This window comes from Streptomyces sp. NPDC052101 (assembly GCF_040680235.1).
Lineage (GTDB): Bacteria > Actinomycetota > Actinomycetes > Streptomycetales > Streptomycetaceae > Streptomyces.
The window spans coordinates 170,996-192,759 of record NZ_JBFAWH010000005.1 but is presented as its reverse complement, the minus strand read 5'-3'; the positions used below and the strand labels follow the sequence as shown (position 1 = coordinate 192,759).

The window sequence follows — 21,764 nt, the reverse complement described above, 5'->3', positions numbered from 1 at the left end:
CTCACTCCACGCCGCCGGGGGCCGGGACGAGCTGGACCGTCGTGTCCAGGCCGCCCTTCTTCCGTACGGGTACGAGGTTCCTCAGCCCGGGCATGCGCAGCCTGGCCCGGACGGAGAAGGAGCCCACGACGGGCGCGTCGGCCGGCGCGCTCACCAGGAGCCGCAGTTCCCGGTTGGTGTGCAGATAGCTGTCGTCCTTGGCCATGAAGTCCCAGTAGGCCTTGTGGAACCCGGTGCCGGAGGCCGTCACGGTCGGGAAGTGCACGGTCCGCCTCCTGACCAGCTCCGGCCGGGCCTCGACATCGACGGCCGAGAGCACGGTGGCGAACTTCAGCCCCGCCCCGAGCCGGGCCTCCACCTCGACGGCGGTCTCCTCCACCTCGCTCGGGACCATGTCCTGGATGACCGCTCCCGGCGTCGCGCTCAGATCGACCACCAGACGCGACCACACGAAACGGCACTCGGGGTGCGCGTGGACGACGAGCATCAGGCCGATGTCGTACACGGCGCCGCCGGGAACCGGACCGTCGTCCGCGCCGGGGGCACGCTCGGGGGTCCGGATCGCGATGCCGATCCGGTTCTCATGGCCGAACAGCCTCAGGACCTGTTCGCCGGAGACGGCGTACGCGGACCGGTCGGCTTCCTCCTCGTCCACTTCGAGCGCGAATGCGTCGACCAGGGTGAAGTCGTCGTCGTACACGGGCAGTCGTGTCCCCTCTGTCGTCAGAGCCATGAACCGGCCAGTGTGAAGGCGGCCCAGCGGTCGAAGCGGTCGTTCTCCTCGCGGAGCGCGAGTGCGGCCTCGCGCAGGGCGTGTGCCTTCGAACCGGCGTGGTCGAGCGCGCGGTAGAACGCGGTCATCAGGCGGTACGCCGAGGTGTCCGGGACCTTCCACAGGCTGACCACGACCGAGTGGGCGCCAGCGAACAGCAGCGCGCGCAGCAGCCCCATGGGGTCCTCGGAGCGGTCGGCCGCGTAGACACCGCTCTCGCAGGCCGACAGGGTCACGAGGTCCGGGCCCGACGCCCGGACCCCGAGGATCTCGCGGGCGCTCAGCAGCCGGTCGGCCATGCGTATGCCGGAGGCCAGCGGATCGCCGGCGGTGAAGGCCGCGTGGGCCGCGACATGGACGGTCCCGTCCGTGGCCAGCGCTTCGAGCAGCGCGCCGGCCGTGGCCCGCGCCCCGATGCGGGAGCGGACGCCCCAGCGCCTGGCCAGCTCGGCCGCCTCGCGCCGGGCACCGGCCAGGTCGCCGGTGGGGTCGCCGAAGACCGCGTACGTCCGTCCGGCCGAGCGGCGCTCGACCAGGCGCCGCGAGCGCAGCAGCGACGCGCTCGGGCTGAGCACCAGCGGGTTGCGGGCGAGCAGCACGTCCTGGCCCAGCCGGACCGCGCCGAGCGGCACATTGTGGACCGGTCCCGCGGGGCACAGGACGACGGTGTCCCCCGGCTCGCAGAGGTCGGCGAGGGGGGCGACGACGCCCGCCAGCTCGTGCTGGAACAGGTCCTCCATGTCCGTCGCCAGCTCCCTGACCCGCGCGGCCGAACCGAAGTTGGCCGCGGCGAACCTGGCCAGCCGCGTACGGTCCACCCGTGCCGTGGCGACGCGCACATGGCGGTCGGCGCCGGCCACGGCGAGCAGGGCGAGCCGCTCGTCGTCGAGGAAGAGCATGTTCACCGCGACCACCCGGCCGCCCGGGCCGGGCGGCGCCGCGCGCAGCAGCGCGGCGACCTCGGCGTGCGAGGTGGGGCGGGCCTGCCGGGCCGCCACGTACGGTGCGGCATCCGGCGACCCGGCCGCCATGTCCCGCCAGACGTCGGCCAGTTGCCGCTCGACGGCCCGGTGCGCCGCCCAGAATCCGCTGTCCCGGCCCGGAGCGGCGCGCAGCGTCCGGCGCCGCTCCAGCAACTCGGCCTCGCGCTCGGCCAGATCGGCGGGGACGCCCCGGGGCGGGGTGAGCACCGCGTCACCGACCATGTCCAGGAAGGTGCGCGCGCGGAGCGTCTCCAGCGTCCGCCAGGCGGCGTCCGCGTGCTGCGGAGCGTCCGTCTCCCGGGCGAGGGCCAGCTGTGCGCGGGCCAGCGCCACGAGGGTCTGGCCGCGCTGCTCCTGGACCGCGATCCGGGACGCCTCGTCGACGGCCCCGGCGCGTACCTCCTCGGCGATGCCGGTCGCGACCCGGAGCAGCGCGCACAGGTCGGTGAGGTGCCCGCGCTCCTCCAGGATCTCGGCCGCCTCCAGCAGGATCGGCCATGCGTCGGCCGGCGCCGCGACCCGCAGCCGGCGGCCGTCCGTGGTGGTCCAGGTGTGCGGATCGCCCGGCTCGGCGGGCAGGCTGCAGTACTCCAGGGCCTGCAGGAGGTGGGCCATGGGGTCGCCGAGGCCGGGGTGGCGGCGCAGGACGTGTGCGGCGGAGACCTCGACCCGGGCGAGCCGGTTCCGTTTGGGCGCCGTCTCGTCCGCGAACAGGGCCCGGGCCCTGTCGAGCGTGGCGAGGGCGGTCCGCGGCGTGCCGAGCCTGCCGTACGCCTCGGCCAGGTAGCAGTAGGCGTTGCTCCTCAGCTCGGCCACGTACATCTGGGTCTCGGCGCTCTCGGCGAGGCTCGCCGCCCGCTGAAAGTGGTCCAGTGCGACGTTCGGTCGGTCGCTGTCCAGGTGGAACCTGCCGCGGAGAATCAGTTCCTCGATCTCGCCGTAGGCGCTCGGATCGTCGTTCCGGTGCGCGATGGCGAGGTCGCTGTAGTGCTGTGCGCCGTTCTCGTCCCCGACCTGCCAGGCGAGGTGGGCCAGTTGCGTGTAGAGGTCGTCACGGAAGTCCCCGCCCGCCCCCAGGATCCGTTCGGCGAGCGGCCGTTCGGTGATCCCTTTCCGGTGTCTGACCTCCTCCTCGGCCAGGAAGTGCCGCTCGGCGTCGCGCAGCAGGCTGTAGGCGTGCTCGACGGCCCCGCGCATCGTCTCCACCCGGGCGAACCCCCGGAGGGCGACGGCGACATGCTGGTCCTTTCCGTAGCCCAGCCGACTCTGCCGCGGATCGAAGGTCGCGGGCAGCGTCCGGGTCAGCCGCAGCTGGGTCTCGGCCCAGAACGCCGCCTGCCCGAGGTCGTGATCCCGGTCGCGGTAGCAGATGGACAGGGCCTGCGCGGCGATGATGACCGGCTCCCGGAAGTCCGGTGCGGTGCCGGCCAGCCAGGGCTCCCAGGACGCCGTGTCATGGGCGAGGTTCCGCTGGAAGAAGCCCGCGAGGTCCGGATCCTCGCGGACCTTGGACAGCAGCAGGTCGCCGAAGGAACCGGGGTTCCCGTGCGTCGTGGTCATCGGTCACCGGCCCCATCGCTCCAGGTGGGCGAGGGCCGCCCGGGCGCCGCCGTACTCGGGATCGAGGGCGAGGGCCTGCTCGTAGCACTCCTTCGCGCGCCGGCGGTCGTTCCGCCCCTTGAGCAGCGCGTCGCCGAGGAACCGGTACGCCTGGGGCGTCGGCCTGATGGCGATGGACTCGGTGAAGTGCGCGGCGGCCGCATGGAACTCGCCGAGCATGTAGTAAGCGTCGCCGAGGCCGAGGTGGGCGTACTCCAGGTTCGGATCGGCGGCGAGTGCCTGCTGGTACGCGGAGACGGCCTCGCGGTAGGTGCGCCGGGCGAACAGGCGCTCGGCCCGGGCCAGATGTTCCTCGGCGGCCGACCGCGGGCGCAGGTCGGGCGGCAGCAGCGCGATGACCTGGGCGTACAGCTCCGGTTCCGTGCGGGCGATGTCGGCGAGGAACTCCGCCCCCTGCTCCCGGGGGAGCCCGCGGACTATCGCCGCCCTCATGTGCGCGGCGATCGCGTCCTGGCCCTGCGCGGCGAGGCCCGGGTCGATGGTCAGGCTGCCGCGGTCGTACACGGCCCGCGGCTCGGGTGTCCTGCGCTCCGCGACCTGCGACGGCGGAGGCATCGCCGACTCCGGCAGGTCACCGCCGAGGGCGCGCAGTCTCCTCACCCAGGCGGGCCCGTCCGGATCCCCCCTGGTGATGCACAACATCGCCAGAAACTGGACCAGTTCGAGGTGCTCCGGTCCCGGCCGGTCGCCGACGCGGGCGACGAGGGCCTCCTTGGCCTCGCTCCAACGCCCCACATCGGAGAGGGACTTGGCCAGCTGAAGGGTGGTTCCGGGCCGGCGGTCGCCATGGGCGATCAGGTCGCACAGCAGGTGGATGCGGGGCTCGGGGGCGTGGACCTCGCCGAGCATGGCCACCATGGCGTCCAGTTCCCCGGTCGAGTCGGCGGGCAGACCGCGCAGCGACTGGATCCAGCGTGCGATGGCCGCCACCCGGTCGGGCCGGTCCAGCGCGGCGACCATGGCGCTTCTCAGCGTGTGCAGGTCGTCCTCGGTGACGGCGGGCAGCTCGGCGGGCGGGGCGCCGCCCGCCATGAGGTCACGGGTGACCTCGAGGACCAGCAGGTGGTGGCGGACTGCCGGGGCCACCCGGTCCGAGCAGTCCCGGTCGGCCGCCGCCAGTGCGCCGAACGCCTCGGTGAGGCGCCGGTGGGACCGGTCCTCGCTCTTCGGCTCCAGCCTGCTCGCCTCGGCGGCCAGCGCGGAGAGGCATTCGGGGACGGGCCGGCCGAGGTCGCGGTAGGCCAGCCGGGCCAGTTCGAAGTGGCGCGTGCCCTCGCCCAGGGACCGCTGGGCGTACCCCACGAGGAAGTGCCCCGCGGCCTGTGCCTCCGTGCTGTGGATACCGAGGGTGGCCAGCACCCTGCCCAGCTCCTCCAGGTCCCGGTGGTCGTCCAGGACGCCCGTACGCGCCCGCTCGATGAGGTGGGGCAGGTACCGCGCCAGCTCCCCTCCGTGCGCCTCGGCATGGGCGGCCAGCTCTCCCGACGCCGCGGCCGCGAGCGCCTCCCGGATCACACGCTCGGCGGGCCCGCTCCGGTCGGCCGGTCCGGGTGACAACAGGCCCGCCCACTCCCTGCCGATCTGTACGAACAGCACTGTCTTCCCCCGTCGTTGAGAACAGTGGCCGCAAAGAACCCTGACTTCACTCTACGGTCCGGGGTGCCGGGCGGAGCCTCGACGACGGGATGTGCGAAGACGACGGGACAGGCGAAGGCGACGGGACATGCCAAACGGCCGTACCGCGAACGGTACGGCCGTCTGTTGAAGCGGGGTCAGACGTTGAACCCGAGCGCCCGGAGCTGCTCGCGGCCGTCGTCCGTGATCTTGTCGGGGCCCCACGGGGGCATCCAGACCCAGTTGATGCGCAGTTCGCTGACGAGGCCGTCCGTGGCGGACTTGGCCTGGTCCTCGATGACGTCCGTCAGCGGGCAGGCCGCGGAGGTCAGGGTCATGTCGATCGTCGCGATGTTCGCGTCGTCGATGTGGATCCCGTAGATCAGACCGAGGTTGACGACGTCGATGCCCAGTTCGGGGTCGACGACGTCGTACAGCGCCTCGCGGAGTTCTTCCTCCGAGGCCGGCTTCATCTCAGCGGTCTCGCTCATGCCGTCTTCCTTTCGGCGTCGGCGCCACCCAGCGCCTGGGCCGTCGCGTCCTTCCACGCCATCCAGCTCAGGAGGGCGCACTTGACCCGGGCGGGGTACTTGGAGACACCCGCGAACGCGACCGCGTCCTCCAGGATGTCCTCCATCGCGTCGTCCGGCTCGATCCGGCCCTTGGACTGCATCAGCTCCAGGAAGGTCTCCTGGATCTTCTGCGCCTCGGTCAGGTCCTTGCCGACCAGCAGCTCGTTGAGGACCGACGCGCTCGCCTGGCTGATCGAGCAGCCCTGCCCCTCGTACGAGACGTCCGCGATCTTCGTGCCGTCGTACTTCACGCGGAGGGTGATCTCGTCGCCGCATGTCGGGTTCACATGGTGCACCTCGGCGTCGCCATCCCTCAGACCACGCCCGTGCGGGTTCTTGTAGTGGTCCAGGATGACTTCCTGGTACATCGAATCCAGCTTCACGGTCTCAGCTCACGTCCCTCAGCCGAAGAAGTTCCGAACGTGCTCCAGCCCCTCGACCAGTGCGTCGATCTCGGCCGGCGTGGAGTACAGATAGAACGACGCTCGCGTGGTCGCAGGAATTCCGTAGCGGAGGCAGACGGGCCGTGCGCAGTGGTGGCCGACACGGACCGCGATGCCCTGCTCGTCGAGGACCTGGCCCACGTCGTGCGGGTGGATGTCACCGAGGGTGAAGGAGATCGCCGCGCCCCGGTCCTCGGCCGTGGTCGGGCCGATGATCCTCAGGTCCGGGACCTCGGCCAGGCGGCGCACCGCGTACTCGGTGAGCGTGTGCTCGTGGGCGAGGATCTTCTCCATGCCGATCGAGTTCAGGTAGTCGATCGCCGCGCCCAGGCCGACGGCCTGCGCGATCGGCGGCGTGCCCGCCTCGAACTTGTGCGGCGCCGGAGCGTACGTGGACGAGTGCATCGAGACGGTCTCGATCATCTCGCCGCCGCCCAGGAACGGAGGCAGGTCCTCCAGCAGCTCCTGGCGGCCCCACAGGACGCCGATGCCGGTCGGGCCGCACATCTTGTGGCCGGTGAAGGCCACGAAGTCGGCCTGCAGGGCCTGCACGTCCAGCGGCATGTGCGGGGCGGCCTGGGAGGCGTCGATGCAGACGAGAGCGCCGACCTCCTGGGCGCGGCGCACTATGGCCTCGACCGGGTTGACCGTGCCCAGGATGTTCGACACCAGCACAAAGGAGACGATCTTCGTCTTCTCCGTGATGATCTCGTCGATGTTGGTGAGGTCGAGGCGGCCGTCGTCGGTCAGGCCGAACCACTTCAGCTTCGCGCCCGTGCGCTGCGCGAGCAGCTGCCACGGCACGATGTTGGAGTGGTGCTCCATCTCCGTGATGACGATCTCGGTCTCGTGGTCCACCCGGTAGGGCTCCTCGGCCCAGCCCAGCATGTTCGCCACGAGGTTCAGCGACTCGGAGGCGTTCTTGGTGAAGATCACCTCGTCGCGGCTCGGCGCGTTGATGAACTCCGCGACCTTGTCGCGCGCGCCCTCGTACAGCGCCGTGGCCTCCTCGGCGAGCACATGCACACCGCGGTGGACGTTGGCGTTGTAGCGCTCGTAGTACTCGCTCAGGGCGTCCAGTACCTGGCGCGGCTTCTGCGAGGTCGCCGCGTTGTCCAGGTACACGAGCTTCTTGCCGTCGTGGACCAGCCGGTCCAGGACGGGGAAGTCCTTGCGGATCGCCTCGGTGTCGAGGAGGCCCGGCAGCTGTGTCACGCGGATACGCCACCCTTCGTGTATGCCTCGTAGCCCTCGTCCTCCAGCTTGTCGGCGAGCTCGGCACCGCCGGACTCGACGATCCGGCCACCGGAGAAGACGTGGACGAAGTCGGGCTTGATGTAGCGCAGGATGCGCGTGTAGTGCGTGATCAGCAGGGTGCCGACCTCGCCGGTCTCGCGGACGCGGTTGACGCCCTCGGAGACGATGCGAAGGGCGTCGACGTCGAGGCCGGAGTCGGTCTCGTCGAGGATCGCGACCTTCGGCTTGAGCAGTTCGAGCTGGAGGATCTCGTGGCGCTTCTTCTCACCGCCGGAGAAGCCCTCGTTGACGTTGCGCTCGGCGAAGGAGGTGTCCATGTTGAGGCGCTCCATGGCCTCCTTGACCTCCTTCACCCAGGTGCGCAGCTTGGGGGCCTCGCCGCGGACGGCGGTGGCGGAGGTGCGCAGGAAGTTGGAGACCGAGACGCCGGGGACCTCGACCGGGTACTGCATCGCCAGGAACAGGCCGGCGCGGGCGCGCTCGTCGACGGACATCTCCAGGACGTCCTCGCCGTCGAGCAGCACGGTGCCGCTGGTGATCGTGTACTTCGGGTGACCCGCGAGCGAGTAGGCGAGGGTCGACTTGCCCGAGCCGTTGGGGCCCATGATGGCGTGCGTCTCGCCCTGCTTCACGGTGAGGTCGACGCCCTTGAGGATCTCCTTCGTGGCGTTGTCGGCCTCGACGGTGACGTGCAGGTCTCGGATTTCAAGCGTTGCCATGGGTGCCTCAGGACTCCTGGGTGAGGGAGACGAGAACGTCGTCCCCTTCGATCTTTACGGGGTATACGGGGACGGGGCGCGTGGCCGGGAGGCCGGACGGCTTGCCGGTGCGGAGGTCGAAGGCGGAGCCGTGCAGCCAGCACTCGATCTGGCAGTCCTCCACCTCGCCCTCGGAGAGGGAGACGTTCGCGTGGGAACAGATGTCGTAGATCGCGAACACCTCGCCCTCGGTCTTCACGACCGAGACCGGCGTGCCGTCGAGTTCCACCCGCTTCGGGGTGTCCTCCTCCAGCTCACTCAGCCCGCAGGCGCGTACGAACGACGTCATGCGACCGACGCCTCCAGCTCCTCCTCGATCTTGGCGAGCAGCCGCTCCTCGATGTCGGCGACACCGATCTGCTGGACCAGCTCGGCGAAGAAGCCGCGGACCACCAGGCGGCGGGCCTCATGCTCCGGGATGCCGCGGGCCATCAGGTAGAAGAGCTGCTCGTCGTCGAAGCGGCCGGTCGCGGAGGCGTGGCCGGCGCCGACGATCTCGCCGGTCTCGATCTCCAGGTTCGGCACCGAGTCGACGCGCGCGCCGTCCGTGAGCACCAGGTTGCGGTTCATCTCGTAGGTGTCCGTGCCCTCGGCCTTGGCCTCGATGAGCACGTCGCCGATCCAGACCGCGTGCGCGTCGTCGCCCTGGAGCGCGCCCTTGTAGACGACGTTCGACTTGCAGTGCGGGGTGTTGTGGGTGACCAGCAGGCGGTGCTCCTGGTGCTGCCCGGCGTCGGTGAAGTACAGGCCGAACAGCTCGGCCTCGCCACCGGGGCCGGCGTACTCCACGCGCGGGTGAAGTCGTACGACGTCACCGCCGAAGGTGACGACCACGGACTTGAAGGAGGCGTCCCGGCCGACCAGCGCGTTGTGCTGGGCGACGTGCACGGCCTTGTCGTCCCAGTCCTGGACGGAGACGACGGTCAGCTTGGCGCCGTCACCGAGGACGTAGTCGACGTTGGCGGCGAGCACCGCGTCACCGGTGTGGTCGATGACCACGACGGCCTCGGCGAAGGCGCCCAGCTCGATGACCTGGTGGCCGAAGGCGGTGCCGCCCTCGCCGTGCACCGCGATGCGGATCGGCTCGGTGAGGACGGCCTCCTTCGCGACGGTGACGACCGAGGCCTTCTCGAAGGCGGAGTACGCCTGCGCGGCCACGCGGTCCACCGGGGTGCCCGCCTTGCCGATCCGCGCGTCGTCGCGGCCGACCGTCTCGACGGTGACGCCCTCGGGGGCCTGGACGTCGACCTTCACGCCGTCGCCGTTCGCGACCGCGGTGCCGTCGTGCAGACCGCGCAGGCGCTCCAGCGGGGTGAACCGCCACTCCTCCTCGCGGCCGTGCGGGACCGGGAAGTCCGCCACGTCGAAGGACGGGGGCGCGCTCATGCGCGAGACGACGGTCGACTCGGCGGCGACCGCGATCTGGCCGGCGGTGGTGGAGCCCACCGATGGGGAGTTCTGGGCCTCAGCCATGGCTGTCGTTGTGCTCTCTTCCTGCGTCAAGAAATCTGGAGGCTGCTCTGGCGGGTGGCGTCAGCCGACCGCGCCTTCCATCTGCAGCTCGATCAGCCGGTTGAGCTCCAGCGCGTACTCCATGGGCAGCTCCTTGGCGATCGGCTCGACGAAGCCGCGCACGATCATCGCCATCGCCTCGAACTCGGTCAGACCGCGGCTCATCAGGTAGAAGAGCTGGTCCTCGGAGACCTTGGAGACGGTCGCCTCGTGGCCCATGGACACGTCGTCCTCGCGGACGTCCACATAGGGGTACGTGTCGGAGCGGGAGATGGTGTCGACGAGCAGCGCGTCGCAGAGCACGTTGGACTTGGAGCCCGCGGCGCCCTCGCCGATCTCGACCAGGCCGCGGTACGAGGTACGGCCGCCGCCGCGCGCCACCGACTTGGAGACGATGTTGGACGAGGTGTTCGGCGCCATGTGGACCATCTTGGAGCCGGCGTCCTGGTGCTGGCCCTCGCCCGCGAAGGCGATGGAGAGGGTCTCGCCCTTGGCGTGCTCGCCCATCAGGTAGACGGCCGGGTACTTCATCGTCACCTTGGAGCCGATGTTGCCGTCGATCCACTCCATGGTCGCGCCCTCGTAGGCCACGGCGCGCTTGGTGACCAGGTTGTAGACGTTGTTCGACCAGTTCTGGATGGTCGTGTAGCGGCAGCGGGCGTTCTTCTTGACGATGATCTCGACGACCGCGGAGTGCAGCGAGTCCGACTTGTAGATCGGGGCCGTACAACCCTCGACGTAGTGCACGTAGGCACCCTCGTCGACGATGATCAGGGTCCGCTCGAACTGGCCCATGTTCTCCGTGTTGATGCGGAAGTAGGCCTGGAGCGGGATCTCCACGTGGACGCCCGGCGGGACGTAGATGAAGGAGCCGCCGGACCACACGGCGGTGTTCAGCGACGCGAACTTGTTGTCGCCGACCGGGATGACGGTCCCGAAGTACTCCTTGAAGAGCTCCGGGTGCTCCTTCAGCGCGGTGTCGGTGTCGAGGAAGATGACGCCCTGCTCCTCCAGGTCCTCGCGGATCTGGTGGTATACGACCTCCGACTCGTACTGGGCGGCGACGCCGGCGACCAGGCGCTGCTTCTCGGCCTCCGGGATGCCCAGCTTGTCGTAGGTGTTCTTGATGTCCTCGGGCAGGTCCTCCCAGGACTCCGCCTGCTTCTCCGTGGAGCGCACGAAGTACTTGATGTTGTCGAAGTCGATGCCCGAGAGGTCCGAGCCCCAGTTCGGCATGGGCTTCTTCTCGAACAGCTTCAGACCCTTGAGGCGCAGCTTGGTCATCCACTCCGGCTCGGACTTCTTGTCCGAGATGTCCCGGACGACGTCCTCGTTCAGGCCGCGCCGGGCGGAGGCACCGGCCACGTCGGAGTCGGCCCAGCCGTATTCGTACTTGCCCAGGCCCTCGAGCTCAGGGTGGGCAGTCTCCGTGGGGAGAGTCATGCGGGGTTCCTCCCGGCCGTGCTTGCAGGTGCGTCAGTGGAATTCTGGGGGGTGATCTTCGGGATAAACGTTGTGCAGACGCCGTCGCCGTGCGCGATGGTCGCCAGTCGCTGGACGTGGGTACCCAGCAGCTCGGCGAAGATCTCCGTCTCCGCCTCGCACAGCTGCGGGAACTGCTCCGCGACATGGGCGACCGGGCAGTGGTGCTGGCACAGCTGCTCGCCGACCGGTGCGCTGCGCGCCGTAGCAGCGTACCCGTCCACGCTCAACGCCTTGGCCAGTGCTTCGGCGCGCTTGTCCGGGGTGACGGCCTCGATCGCCTTGCGGTAGGCGCTCGCCTGGGCGGTGATCCGGGCGCGGGCGAAGGCGGCGACCGCCTCCGGGCCGCCGCCCTGCTCGGCGATCCAGCGGAGCGCGTCCGCGGCGAGCTTGTCGTACGACTGGTCGAAGGCGTCGCGGCCGCAGTCGGTGAGTGCGAAGACCTTGGCGGGGCGGCCGCGCGTGCGCGCCCCGTACACCCGCTGCTCCCGCGCCTCCACGACGTCGTCGGCGACCAGCGCGTCCAGGTGGCGTCGGACGGCCGCCTGGGTCAGTCCCAGCCGGCCGGCGAGTTCGGCGACGGTCGACGGGCCGTGGTCCAGGATGGACCGCGCGACCCGGTTGCGCGTGGAACGCTCACCGGTCGCGAACTCCTCCTGCGGGACCCCCAGGGGGGTCTCCCGAGCCTCGCCGACGTTTTTCACAACGCCATTGTTGCGTAATTCTTCAGAGCCTGACAAGCGCCGTCCGGATCATCGAACGGTGCCTTGCGTCACTTAGGCATACCTAATCTGACCTGCGAAAACGATCTTTGATCGATCATTCGGCAAGGCTGTGAACAGGCAATTCGATGGCGCCCGGCGGCGCAGCTCCCCTCGGTGGGGGCGGCGGACGTACGGCTGTTTCCCATGGCGGACGCCGTGGCGTATCCGGAGCGGTGGCTGCCCGTGCTCCGGCCCCGTGCGGAGGAGTTCCCGCACCCGGGCGTCTGAGCGGTGCGGCGTCTCCCTAGACTCTGGACCCATGCGAAGTGAGCCCGTGGTCCAGGTCCAGGCCCTGGTGAAGCGGTACGGCACGAAGACCGCGGTGAACGGCCTCGACCTGGTGGCCGGGACGGGTGTGACCGCCGTACTCGGTCCCAACGGGGCGGGGAAGACGACCACGGTCGAGACCTGCGAGGGGTACCGGAAGCCGGATGCCGGCACGGTGCGCGTCCTGGGCCTCGACCCGGTGCGCCAGTCCGCCGAGCTGCGTCCCCGTATCGGTGTCATGCTCCAGTCCGGCGGCGTCTACTCCGGTGCCCGGGCGGACGAGATGCTGCGGCACGTGGCGAAGCTGCACGCCCACCCGCTGGACGTGGACGGGCTCATCGAGCGCCTCGGGCTCGGCTCGTGCGGCCGGACCGGCTACCGGCGGCTGTCCGGTGGCCAGCAGCAGCGGCTCGCGCTCGCCATGGCCGTCGTGGGACGCCCGGAGCTGGTGTTCCTGGACGAGCCGACGGCCGGGCTCGACCCGCAGGCCCGCCGGGCCACCTGGGACCTGGTGAAGGACCTGCGCGCCGACGGCGTCTCGGTGATCCTCACCACGCACTACATGGAAGAGGCCGAGCAGCTCGCCGATGACGTCGCGATCATCGACGGCGGCCGGGTCATCGCCCAGGGCTCCCCGGAGGAGCTGTGCAAGGGCGGCGCCGAGAACACCCTGCGCTTCACCGGCCGCCCCGGCCTCGACGTGGGCTCCCTGCTCAAGGCGCTCCCGGCCGACTGCACGGCCGCCGAGCTGACCCCGGGCAGCTACCGGGTCGTCGGCAAGGTCGACCCGCAGCTGCTGGCCACCGTGACCTCCTGGTGCGCCCAGCACGGAGTGATGCCGGACCGGATCTCGGTGGAACGGCACACGCTGGAGGACGTCTTCCTGGAGCTGACCGGCAAGGAGCTGCGCTCGTGACCGTTGGTACGTACGCCCCGAAGCCGGGTGCGGCGCCGCTCCCCCGCATGATCGCGGCACAGGCGGCCCTGGAGACGAGGATGCTGCTGCGCAACGGCGAGCAGCTGCTGCTGACCGTGGTCATCCCGACCCTGCTGCTGGCGCTCTTCAGCTCCGTGGACATCGTCGACACCGGCAAGGGCAAGGCGGTGGACTTCCTCGCCCCCGGCATCCTGGCGCTCGCCGTGATGTCGACGGCGTTCACCGGGCAGGCCATCGCGACCGGCTTCGAGCGCCGCTACGGCGTGCTCAAGCGGCTCGCCTCCTCGCCGCTGCCCCGCTGGGGCCTGATGACCGCGAAGACGGCGTCCGTGCTGGTCACGGAGGTCCTCCAGGTGATCCTGCTGACGGCGATCGCCTTCGCGCTGGGCTGGCACCCGCACGGCAACGCGGCGGCAGTCCTCCTGCTTCTGATTCTGGGTACGGCCGCCTTCTCCGGGCTCGGTCTGCTGATGGCGGGGACGCTGAAGGCGGAGGCGACGCTGGCCGCCGCGAACCTGGTCTTCCTGCTGCTGCTCGTGGGCGGCGGGGTCATCGTGCCGCTCGACAGGTTCGGCTCGGGCGCGCAGGCCGTGCTCGGGCTGCTGCCCATCTCCGCGCTGTCGGACGGCCTGCGGGACGTGCTCCAGCACGGCGCCGGGATGCCCTGGGCCGACCTGGGGATCCTGGCCGTGTGGGCGGTCGTGGGGCTGGCCGCTGCCGGGAAGTTCTTCCGCTGGGAGTGAGGGCACGGCGGACCCTCGTGAAAGCGTGCACAAGCGGCGGCCTACGATGGTGCGCGTGCCCAAGCTGAACCCCGCCGACGCCGCAGCGGCCGTGCGCAACCCGCTCGCCTTCATCGCCGAACGCTGGACCCCGTCCCCCCGGACCGTCCAGCGGGCGGCCCTCGCCGCGCTCGTGATGTCGGTGGTCATCGTCATCACCGGCGGCGCCGTACGCCTGACCGGCTCCGGCCTCGGCTGCCCGACCTGGCCCGAGTGCACCGACGGCTCGCTGACGCCGACGACCGCGCTGAGCTACCACAGCGCGATCGAGTTCGGTAACCGGATGCTGACGTACGTGCTGTGTGCCGCGGTCGGCTGGGCGATCATCGCCGCACGCTCCGAGAAGCCGTACCGGCGCAGCCTGACCCGGCTGGGCTGGACGCAGTTCTGGCTGGTGATGGGCAACGCGATCCTCGGCGGCATCGTCGTGCTCGTGGGCCTCAACCCGTACACCGTCGCGGCGCACTTCCTGCTGGCGACGGCACTGACCACGGTCGCCGCGGTGATGTGGCAGCGCACCCGCGAGGGCGACGCCGCGCCCCGGCCGCTGGTCGGCAAGGCCGTGCAGCAGCTGGTGTGGTTCCTGGTGGTCGCGTCCCTGCTGCTCATCGCGGCCGGCACGGTGGTGACCGGAGCCGGGCCGCACGCGGGTGACACCAGCGAGGTCAAGCGGATCCCCATCGACTGGGAGACGGTGGCCAAGCTGCACGCGGTGCTCGCCTGGATCGTGGTGACGCTGACGTTCGCGCTGTGGTTCGTACTGAAGGCGGTGGACGCGCCGAAGGGTCCGCTCGCCCGCACCCGCGATCTGTTCCTGATCCTGCTCGGCCAGGGCGTGATCGGTTACGTGCAGTACTTCACACATCTGCCCGAGCTGCTGGTGGGCCTGCACATGTTCGGCTCCTGCCTGGTGTGGATCGGCGTGCTGCGCGTGCTGCTGTCGCTCCGGGAACGCCCGGAGGCCGGCCTCGACCTGCCCGACGCGTCGGCCGGGGTGACGGTGGGCACGCGCGCGTGAGTCACCCGTAGGTGGTGACCAGCGCGTCGATCGCCGGGCCGAGGTAGGCGCGGGTCAGCTCCGCGCGCCGGGCGAGCCAGTCCTGGACGGCCGGGGCGGGAGCGTCGTCGTAGCGCCGGCGGGTGATGTCCGCGACGACCTCGGCGGGCGCGCCGAGCGCCGGAAGCCCGGCCAGGGCCTCCCGCTTCGAGATAAGCCGCCCGTCCCGCAGGGTCACGGTGGCCCGGGCGAAGGTCAGCAGCCCCAGGTCGACCCACACGTCCTGCCGCCACAGCCGCGCCTTGTCCACCGCCGGGCGCCAGTAGTCCCGCTGGTCCCGTACCACGAAGTCGCTCAGCTGCCGCTCCGGCACCGCCGGGAGCAGCCCGGCCGGCGGCTCGCCGTGCAGCACCCGGCCGAAGTCGTGCAGCTCGCGCCGGGTGACGGGGGTGACCGGGCGGCGCATCACGTGTCCGTGCGCCCAGGTGAGGTGCGAGCGGTCCGGGGCGTCCAGGACGGCCGGGGTGAGATAGCTGCAGTGGAGCTTGGCCGCCAGCGGCAGGGTGCGCAGCCTCCGGTGCACGGCCACCACCCGCCGCACGGTCCCGAGGCGCACCGGGCCCGGCAGCACGGCGATCAGGTCCAGGTCGCTGCGGCCCTCCTGATAGTCACCGCCGGCGAGTGAGCCGTGTGCCCATAACGCGCGCGGTCGCAGGGGCAGCAGTTCTTCCAGGAACCGGTCGAGCAGCGATGCGGTCGGCATCCGCCCAGTCTGGACACCTCATCCGAGTCCGTAAACCCGGCGCGCGTTGTCCGCCGCGACCATCCGGGCCACCCGCTGGCCGTCCCCCAGGGACCAGGCGCCCTCGGCGACCCAGGCGCCCAGGACCCGGCCGAGGGCCTCGCGGAAGAGGCGCGCGCCGACGACGTGCAGTTCAGGCAGTCCATGGGCGCCGGTGGAGAAGAGGATCTTGCCGAACGGGGCCAGCTCCAGGATCTCGGCGAGGACGGTGGCCGCGCGGGCGCCGGTGCGCACGAGCGCGGCGCCGGAGTCGGTGTAGACGTGCGGGAAGACGCCGGCCAGGTGGGCGGCGTGCCGGTGGTACGGGTAGCCGTGCAGCAGGATCAGATCGGTGCCGAGCCCGGCCGTGGCCCGTACGAAGTCGGTGAGCAGCACCGGGTCGGTGCGGTCGATGCGGGAGCCCGGCTCGCCGAGCCCGGCGTGCAGTTGCAGGGGCAGGCCCGAGGCGACGGCGATCCACAGCAGATGGCGCAGCAGCACGGGGTCCGTGAGCGCCCCACCGACCCGCCGCCCGGCCAGCCAGCGGCCCGCCGCGCCCCGCACCTCCCCCGGCCCCGGCGGTTCGGGCGCGAGGGCCAGGCCGTGTCTGAGGCCCGCGACGGAGGTGAAGGCGACCGCGTTCGCGGCGGCTCCGTGCACGGACTCGGCGAGGTTGGCCAGGAAGGACTCGACGGTGCCGGAGGTGTCGGCGACCTGCTCCGCGAGCAGCTCCAGCCGGACGATCTCGCGGGCCTCGGCCTCGCCGGTGGAGGCCATCTCGGCGGGGCCGGTGAGGTCGCCGGGCAGGCCGGTGTCGACGAGGTAGGTGGTGATGCCGCTGCCCCGCAGCAGCCTGCGGCCCGCTTCAAGGGCGCCCAGTTCGCGACGGCGGGCGAGATATCTGGCGGGCGGGCAGTGGGGTTCCAGGCCGAGCAGGGGCGGGCACCAGCGGCGTACGGCGAATCCCGTCTGGGTGTCGAAGAGCGTGGTGCCGGGCGCGGGTGGGCCCTCGGTTCGGGCGAGTTGGGCCTCGAACGTGCCGAGGCCCAGCTCCGTCCGTAGTACGCCGTGGCAGTACTGGTCCACGAGGGACGGCGTTTCGATCATCCCGACCCTCCCGCGTGCGCTGGCTTTGACCGGCCTAACGGGTGAACGGGGTTCGAGGTCGCGGATGAACTCGGGACTGTTCGTAGTTCGGCGACTGCGGGTCGTTCTCGGTTACTCGCGCCGTTCCCCGCGCCCCTTCGGGCGCGCTGATCAACCGCCGATCTGAATGCCGGCCATGCGCTTCCACTCGTACGGGCCCGTCTGCACCTTGGCGGCGAACTCCCCGTCGAAGGATTCGTGGACGGTGATACCGGCCTTCTCCACCGCCTGCTGGGCGATCTCGGTGCTGGGAGCCACGAGGTCGCCCCAGCCGCCGTCCTCGCCGACCAGGACGATACGGGCGCCGCGCTCGCCGATGTGGGCCACCTGGCCCTCCGCGCCGCCGTGTGCCTTGGCGAAGGCGCTGATCTGGTGGGCGAGCTTGGCCGCCTTGCGCTCGGCCTTCGGGTCAACCTGCTGCGTGTCTGCCATGCCCAGGATGCTACTCACGAGTAGATCGGCTGGCGAGAGCAGGCCTCTGTGACGTACGCCCGGCGTGTGTCAGCGCAGGAACGGGTCCACCGCGACCGCGACGAAGAGGATCGACACATAGGTGATCGACCAGTGGAAGAGCCGCATCTCCTTCAGCTTCGCGCCGGTCACCTCGGCATTCGCCCGGTTCTGCAGGCCGTGCGCCTCCCAGAGCCAGAAGCCGCCGGCCGCGAGCGCGACCACCGTGTAGAACCAGCCGGTGTAGCCGAGCGGGGTGGGGAGCAGCGAGACCAGGACCATCACCCAGCTGTAGATGACGATCTGCCGGGCGACGACCTTGTTGGAGGCGACGACCGGGAGCATCGGCACGCCCACGCGCGCGTAGTCCTCCTTGACCTTCATGGACAGCGGCCAGTAGTGCGCCGGCGTCCAGAAGAACATGACGAGGAAGAGGATGATCGGCGCCCAGGACATCGAGTTCGTGACCGAGGACCAGCCGATCAGCACCGGGAGGCAGCCGGCGATACCGCCCCACACGATGTTCTGCGACGTACGCCGCTTGAGGATCATCGTGTAGACGACGACGTAGAAAAGGAGCGCTCCGAGCGAGAGCCAGGCGCTCAGCCAGTTGACGGTGAATCCGAACAGCAGCGTCGAGACGACCGCGAGGGTGATGCCGAAGGCCAGGCACTCACGCGGGCTGACCATGCCGGTCACGAGCGGCCGCTGCGCCGTGCGGTCCATCAGGGCATCGATGTCCCGGTCGATGTACATGTTCAGCGCGTTGGCGCCGCCCGCGGACAGATAGCCGCCGATGCAGGTGAGCAGGACCAGCGTCAGGTCCGGCACACCCTGCTGCGCCAGGAACATCACCGGAACGGTGGTGATGAGCAGCAGCTCGATGATCCGCGGCTTGGTCAGCGCCACGAACGCCTTGACACGGGCCCCGAACGGCCGGTGAACCGGGCCCTGGCTCGCACCACCCAGCACGCCCGCTGGACGTGATTCGACGGCCGTCACGCACACCCCTGACAGAGACATCCCAGCAAGCCTCCCCGTGTGAAGTCCCGGTAAAGGCTCGCGCGTACCACGCCACTTTAGACGTTGCCCATACCCCGGCCTTCGCGGGGGTGGGGTCGTGTTGGCGCACGCCCCATAAGAGGGGTCCCACCTCTCGATTGAGCGCTCAGATGACCGGCCCCGTATTCATGTGCCAAATGGCGTGTCGGCCAGTCGGGAGGCGGATCGCACAGACTCCCGGCAGTCTGGAATGACTCGAAAAAACGCACGTGCTTACGGGGGTAGGCTCGGCAGCGGCCGGCGGGCAGAAGCACGCCGGCGGCCGGGTGGGCGTATGCCCCGACGACCGGCGAACGACATGTGGAGAGGAGCCCTGACCCAGGGTGAGCACCAAGCCGACCACCACAGATCTTGAGTGGACCGACCTGGACCAGCGGGCCGTGGACACCGCCCGTGTTCTGGCCGCCGACGCCGTACAGAAGGTCGGCAACGGCCATCCCGGTACGGCGATGAGCCTGGCTCCCGCCGCCTACACCCTCTTCCAGAAGGTGATGCGGCACGACCCCGCCGACCCCGAGTGGGTCGGGCGCGACCGCTTCGTGCTGTCCGCCGGCCACTCGTCCCTGACCCTCTACACCCAGCTCTACCTGGCCGGCTTCGGCCTGGAGCTGGAGGACCTGGAGTCCTTCCGCACCTGGGGCTCGAAGACCCCGGGCCACCCGGAGTACGGGCACACCAAGGGCGTCGAGACCACCACCGGTCCGCTCGGCCAGGGCGTCGCCAACGCGGTGGGCATGGCGATGGCCGCCCGCTACGAGCGCGGCCTGTTCGACCCGGACACGTCGCAGGGCGAGTCCCCCTTCGACCACTTCGTCTACTGCATCGCCGGTGACGGCTGCCTCCAGGAGGGCATCTCCGCCGAGGCCTCCTCGCTCGCCGGCCACCAGAAGCTCGGCAACCTGGTCCTGCTGTGGGACGACAACCACATCTCGATCGAGGGCGACACCGAGACGGCCGTCTCGGAGGACACCGTCAAGCGGTACGAGGCCTACGGCTGGCATGTGCAGCGCGTCGAGGCCCAGGACAACGGCGACCTGGACCCGGCCGCGATCTTCGCCGCGATCCAGGAGGCCAAGAAGGTCACGGACAAGCCGTCCTTCATCGCGATGCGCTCGATCATCGCCTGGCCGGCCCCGAGCGCCCAGAACACCGAGGCCGCGCACGGCTCGGCGCTGGGCGAGGAGGAGGTCGCGGCCACCAAGCGCGTCCTCGGCTTCGACCCGGAGCAGCACTTCGCCGTCGAGGACGCGGTGATCACCCACACCCGCAAGGCCCTGGAGCGCGGCGCGCAGGCGAAGGCCGAGTGGGAGAAGTCCCTGCAGCTGTGGCGGGACGACAACCCGGAGCGGGCCGCCGAGTTCGACCGCATCGCGGCGGGCGAGCTGCCCACCGGCTGGGAGGAGAAGATCCCGGTCTTCGAGCCGGGCAAGGGTGTCGCCACCCGTGCCGCCTCCGGCAAGGTGCTGCAGGCGCTCGGCGCGGTGATCCCCGAGCTGTGGGGCGGCTCCGCCGACCTCGCCGGGTCGAACAACACGACCATCGACAAGGAAAGCTCCTTCCTGCCCGAGGGCAACCCGCTGCCCGAGGCCAAGCCGTACGGCCGGACGATCCACTTCGGTATCCGCGAGCACTCGATGGGCGCGGAGATGAACGGCATCGCCCTGCACGGCAACACCCGTGTCTACGGCGGTACGTTCCTCGTCTTCTCCGACTACATGCGCAACGCGGTGCGTCTGTCGGCCCTGATGCACCTGCCGGTGACGTACGTGTGGACGCACGACTCGATCGGCCTCGGCGAGGACGGTCCCACGCACCAGCCGGTCGAGCACCTGGCCTCGCTGCGCGCGATCCCCGGTCTGAACGTCGTCCGCCCGGCGGACGCCAACGAGACAGCGATCGCCTGGCGCGAGATCCTCGGGCGCTACACCAAGGAGTTCGGCAAGGGCCAGCCGCACGGCCTCGCGCTCACCCGCCAGGGCGTGCCGGTGTACGAGCCCAACGAGGACGCCGCCAAGGGTGGCTATGTCCTGTTCGAGGCCGAGGGCGGCCAGGCGCAGGTGATCCTGATCGCCACCGGTTCCGAGGTGCACGTGGCCGTCGAGGCGCGTGAGCAGCTGCAGGCCGAGGGCGTTCCCACGCGTGTCGTGTCGATGCCGTCCGTCGAGTGGTTCGAGGAGCAGGACCAGGGGTACCGGGACTCCGTGCTCCCGCCGTCGGTCAGGGCCCGCGTGGCCGTGGAGGCGGGCATCGGGCTGACCTGGTACCGCTATGTCGGGGACGCCGGCCGCATCGTTTCCCTGGAGCACTTCGGTGCTTCCGCCGACGGCAAGGTGCTCTTCCGCGAGTTCGGCTTCACTGCCGAGAATGTGGCCGCCAAGGCCCGGGAATCCCTCGCCGCCGCCCAGCGCTGACGCTCATATATACGACACGTAGGAGATGTAATTCCATGACAGACGCACTCAAGCGCCTCTCCGAGGAAGGCGTCGCGATCTGGCTGGACGACCTGTCGCGCAAGCGGATCACGTCCGGCAACCTCGCCGAGCTGATCGACCAGCAGCACGTCGTGGGCGTCACCACCAACCCGACGATCTTCCAGAAGGCGATCAGCGGCGGTGACGGCTACGAGCAGCAGGTCACGGACCTCGCCGCCCGCAAGGTCACCGTCGAAGAGGCCATCCGCATGATCACCACGGCGGACGTGCGCGACGCCGCCGACATCCTGCGCCCCGTCTTCGACGCCACCGGCGGTCAGGACGGCCGGGTCTCCATCGAGGTCGACCCGCGCCTCGCGCACCACACCAAGGCGACGGTCGCCGAGGCCAAGCAGCTGGCCTGGCTGGTCGACCGCCCCAACACGCTGATCAAGATCCCGGCCACCAAGGCGGGCCTGCCGGCGATCACCGAGGTCATCGGCCTCGGCATCAGCGTCAACGTCACGCTGATCTTCTCCCTGGAGCGCTACCGCGAGGTCATGGCCGCCTATCTGGCCGGCCTGGAGAAGGCCAAGGAGCGCGGCCTGGACCTGTCGCTGATCCGCTCCGTGGCGTCCTTCTTCGTGTCCCGCGTGGACAGCGAGATCGACAAGCGCCTGAACGGCATCGGCACCGACGAGGCCAAGGCGCTGCGCGGCAAGGCCGCCGTCGCCAACGCGCGCCTCGCCTACGAGGCGTACGAGGAGGTCTTCTCCTCCGACCGCTGGAACGCGCTGGAGAACGCGGGCGCCAACAAGCAGCGTCCGCTGTGGGCGTCGACCGGTGTGAAGGACCCGGCGTACCCGGACACGCTGTACGTCACCGAGCTGGTCGCGCCGAACACGGTCAACACCATGCCGGAGGCCACGCTGGAGGCCACCGAGGACCACGGTGAGGTCACCGGCGACACCGTGGCCGGCACCTACGAGCAGGCGCGTGCCGACCTGGACGCGCTGGAGAAGCTCGGCATCTCGTACGACGACGTGGTGCAGGTGCTGGAGGACGAGGGCGTCGAGAAGTTCGAGGCGTCCTGGAACGACCTGCTGAAGTCCACCCAGGCGGAGCTCGAGCGCCTCGCCCCTTCGGAGGGCTGA

The 21,764-nt window shown here is 70.4% G+C and carries 20 protein-coding genes and 1 pseudogene; 6 read left to right on the top strand and 15 right to left on the bottom strand.

Annotation, left to right across the window (positions count from 1 at the left end; all coding sequences use genetic code 11):
* Position 1: 1 nt before the first annotated feature.
* The 11 genes from AB0L75_RS12610 to AB0L75_RS12560 all read right to left on the bottom strand — a co-directional run bounded on the left by AB0L75_RS12610 (position 2) and on the right by AB0L75_RS12560 (position 11,717).
* Positions 2 to 733, bottom strand: coding sequence for a hypothetical protein (locus AB0L75_RS12610; RefSeq protein WP_365179391.1), 732 nt, complete (start codon positions 731 to 733; stop codon positions 2 to 4).
* Positions 724 to 3,315: a CHAT domain-containing protein gene (locus AB0L75_RS12605; RefSeq protein WP_365179388.1), complete on the bottom strand. Its 2,592-nt coding sequence runs from the start codon at positions 3,313 to 3,315 to the stop codon at positions 724 to 726. Before AB0L75_RS12605 ends, AB0L75_RS12610 begins: the two co-directional genes overlap by 10 nt.
* A gap of 3 nt (positions 3,316 to 3,318) precedes the next feature.
* On the bottom strand, positions 3,319 to 4,971 hold the full coding sequence (locus AB0L75_RS12600; RefSeq protein ID WP_365179385.1) for a tetratricopeptide repeat protein: 1,653 nt from the start codon (positions 4,969 to 4,971) through the stop codon (positions 3,319 to 3,321).
* Between the two features lie 176 nt (positions 4,972 to 5,147).
* The gene (locus AB0L75_RS12595; protein WP_361126148.1) at positions 5,148 to 5,480 is read right to left on the bottom strand and encodes a metal-sulfur cluster assembly factor; all 333 of its coding nucleotides are present in this window, start codon (positions 5,478 to 5,480) and stop codon (positions 5,148 to 5,150) included.
* Positions 5,477 to 5,944, bottom strand: coding sequence for a Fe-S cluster assembly sulfur transfer protein SufU (sufU, locus tag AB0L75_RS12590; protein WP_076092461.1), 468 nt, complete (start codon positions 5,942 to 5,944; stop codon positions 5,477 to 5,479). Before sufU ends, AB0L75_RS12595 begins: the two co-directional genes overlap by 4 nt.
* A gap of 18 nt (positions 5,945 to 5,962) precedes the next feature.
* Complete coding sequence (locus tag AB0L75_RS12585; protein WP_365179381.1) at positions 5,963 to 7,219, bottom strand: cysteine desulfurase; 1,257 nt, start codon at positions 7,217 to 7,219, stop codon at positions 5,963 to 5,965.
* Positions 7,216 to 7,980, bottom strand: coding sequence for a Fe-S cluster assembly ATPase SufC (sufC, locus tag AB0L75_RS12580; RefSeq protein ID WP_365179378.1), 765 nt, complete (start codon positions 7,978 to 7,980; stop codon positions 7,216 to 7,218). The genes AB0L75_RS12585 and sufC overlap by 4 nt, the downstream gene beginning before the upstream one ends.
* 7 nt (positions 7,981 to 7,987) lie before the next feature.
* The gene (locus AB0L75_RS12575) at positions 7,988 to 8,308 is read right to left on the bottom strand and encodes a non-heme iron oxygenase ferredoxin subunit (protein WP_014671978.1); all 321 of its coding nucleotides are present in this window, start codon (positions 8,306 to 8,308) and stop codon (positions 7,988 to 7,990) included.
* Positions 8,305 to 9,492 (bottom strand): Fe-S cluster assembly protein SufD, encoded by a 1,188-nt coding sequence (gene sufD, locus AB0L75_RS12570; protein WP_365179374.1) that lies wholly within the window; start codon positions 9,490 to 9,492, stop codon positions 8,305 to 8,307. Before sufD ends, AB0L75_RS12575 begins: the two co-directional genes overlap by 4 nt.
* Positions 9,493 to 9,552: 60 nt before the next feature.
* Positions 9,553 to 10,974 carry a Fe-S cluster assembly protein SufB gene (gene sufB, locus AB0L75_RS12565; RefSeq protein ID WP_365179371.1) on the bottom strand — a complete coding sequence of 474 codons (1,422 nt, stop codon included), beginning with the start codon at positions 10,972 to 10,974 and terminating at the stop codon, positions 9,553 to 9,555.
* Positions 10,971 to 11,717 (bottom strand): metalloregulator ArsR/SmtB family transcription factor, encoded by a 747-nt coding sequence (locus AB0L75_RS12560; protein ID WP_365179368.1) that lies wholly within the window; start codon positions 11,715 to 11,717, stop codon positions 10,971 to 10,973. Before AB0L75_RS12560 ends, sufB begins: the two co-directional genes overlap by 4 nt.
* 174 nt (positions 11,718 to 11,891) lie before the next feature.
* On the opposite strand from AB0L75_RS12560, the pseudogene AB0L75_RS12555 reads away from it, so the two are divergent.
* From AB0L75_RS12555 to AB0L75_RS12540, 4 genes and pseudogenes are all read left to right on the top strand, one after another.
* Positions 11,892 to 12,005: pseudogene (locus AB0L75_RS12555) on the top strand (aminoglycoside N(3)-acetyltransferase); the annotation flags it as partial.
* Between the two features lie 31 nt (positions 12,006 to 12,036).
* Entirely contained in the window at positions 12,037 to 12,960 is a 924-nt protein-coding gene (locus tag AB0L75_RS12550) for an ABC transporter ATP-binding protein (RefSeq protein ID WP_365179365.1), read from the top strand.
* A 47-nt stretch (positions 12,961 to 13,007) separates the two neighbouring features.
* Positions 13,008 to 13,724, top strand: coding sequence for an ABC transporter permease (locus AB0L75_RS12545; RefSeq protein ID WP_365179819.1), 717 nt, complete (start codon positions 13,008 to 13,010; stop codon positions 13,722 to 13,724).
* Between the two features lie 46 nt (positions 13,725 to 13,770).
* Positions 13,771 to 14,781: a COX15/CtaA family protein gene (locus AB0L75_RS12540; protein WP_365179363.1), complete on the top strand. Its 1,011-nt coding sequence runs from the start codon at positions 13,771 to 13,773 to the stop codon at positions 14,779 to 14,781.
* Position 14,782: 1 nt separating this feature from the next.
* Here the strand turns inward: AB0L75_RS12540 and AB0L75_RS12535 are convergent, their stop codons facing one another.
* From AB0L75_RS12535 to AB0L75_RS12520, 4 genes are all read right to left on the bottom strand, one after another.
* Positions 14,783 to 15,523 (bottom strand): nucleotidyltransferase domain-containing protein, encoded by a 741-nt coding sequence (locus AB0L75_RS12535; protein WP_365179359.1) that lies wholly within the window; start codon positions 15,521 to 15,523, stop codon positions 14,783 to 14,785.
* A gap of 18 nt (positions 15,524 to 15,541) precedes the next feature.
* Positions 15,542 to 16,648: an amidohydrolase family protein gene (locus AB0L75_RS12530; RefSeq protein WP_365179356.1), complete on the bottom strand. Its 1,107-nt coding sequence runs from the start codon at positions 16,646 to 16,648 to the stop codon at positions 15,542 to 15,544.
* 150 nt (positions 16,649 to 16,798) lie between these two features.
* A complete protein-coding gene (locus AB0L75_RS12525; protein ID WP_365179353.1) occupies positions 16,799 to 17,119 on the bottom strand; it encodes a hypothetical protein in 321 nt (106 codons plus the stop codon).
* A gap of 69 nt (positions 17,120 to 17,188) precedes the next feature.
* Positions 17,189 to 18,145 carry a heme o synthase gene (locus AB0L75_RS12520; protein ID WP_365179816.1) on the bottom strand — a complete coding sequence of 319 codons (957 nt, stop codon included), beginning with the start codon at positions 18,143 to 18,145 and terminating at the stop codon, positions 17,189 to 17,191.
* Positions 18,146 to 18,522: 377 nt separating this feature from the next.
* Here AB0L75_RS12520 and tkt point away from each other — a divergent pair, with 377 nt between their 5' ends.
* Both tkt and tal read left to right on the top strand, forming a co-directional pair.
* Positions 18,523 to 20,610: a transketolase gene (gene tkt, locus AB0L75_RS12515; protein ID WP_365179350.1), complete on the top strand. Its 2,088-nt coding sequence runs from the start codon at positions 18,523 to 18,525 to the stop codon at positions 20,608 to 20,610.
* A 35-nt stretch (positions 20,611 to 20,645) separates the two neighbouring features.
* Complete coding sequence (gene tal / locus AB0L75_RS12510; RefSeq protein ID WP_365179347.1) at positions 20,646 to 21,764, top strand: transaldolase; 1,119 nt, start codon at positions 20,646 to 20,648, stop codon at positions 21,762 to 21,764.

Coding starts and splice junctions, on each gene's coding strand:
- AB0L75_RS12610 (WP_365179391.1), bottom strand. CDS start 733: ATGGCTCTGACGACAGAGGGGACACGACTGCCCGTGTACGACGACGAC.
- AB0L75_RS12605 (WP_365179388.1), bottom strand. CDS start 3,315: ATGACCACGACGCACGGGAACCCCGGTTCCTTCGGCGACCTGCTGCTG.
- AB0L75_RS12595 (WP_361126148.1), bottom strand. CDS start 5,480: ATGAGCGAGACCGCTGAGATGAAGCCGGCCTCGGAGGAAGAACTCCGC.
- sufC (WP_365179378.1), bottom strand. CDS start 7,980: ATGGCAACGCTTGAAATCCGAGACCTGCACGTCACCGTCGAGGCCGAC.
- AB0L75_RS12575 (WP_014671978.1), bottom strand. CDS start 8,308: ATGACGTCGTTCGTACGCGCCTGCGGGCTGAGTGAGCTGGAGGAGGAC.
- sufD (WP_365179374.1), bottom strand. CDS start 9,492: ATGGCTGAGGCCCAGAACTCCCCATCGGTGGGCTCCACCACCGCCGGC.
- sufB (WP_365179371.1), bottom strand. CDS start 10,974: ATGACTCTCCCCACGGAGACTGCCCACCCTGAGCTCGAGGGCCTGGGC.
- AB0L75_RS12550 (WP_365179365.1), top strand. CDS start 12,037: ATGCGAAGTGAGCCCGTGGTCCAGGTCCAGGCCCTGGTGAAGCGGTAC.
- AB0L75_RS12545 (WP_365179819.1), top strand. CDS start 13,008: ATGATCGCGGCACAGGCGGCCCTGGAGACGAGGATGCTGCTGCGCAAC.
- AB0L75_RS12540 (WP_365179363.1), top strand. CDS start 13,771: ATGGTGCGCGTGCCCAAGCTGAACCCCGCCGACGCCGCAGCGGCCGTG.
- AB0L75_RS12535 (WP_365179359.1), bottom strand. CDS start 15,523: ATGCCGACCGCATCGCTGCTCGACCGGTTCCTGGAAGAACTGCTGCCC.
- AB0L75_RS12530 (WP_365179356.1), bottom strand. CDS start 16,648: ATGATCGAAACGCCGTCCCTCGTGGACCAGTACTGCCACGGCGTACTA.
- AB0L75_RS12525 (WP_365179353.1), bottom strand. CDS start 17,119: ATGGCAGACACGCAGCAGGTTGACCCGAAGGCCGAGCGCAAGGCGGCC.
- tal (WP_365179347.1), top strand. CDS start 20,646: ATGACAGACGCACTCAAGCGCCTCTCCGAGGAAGGCGTCGCGATCTGG.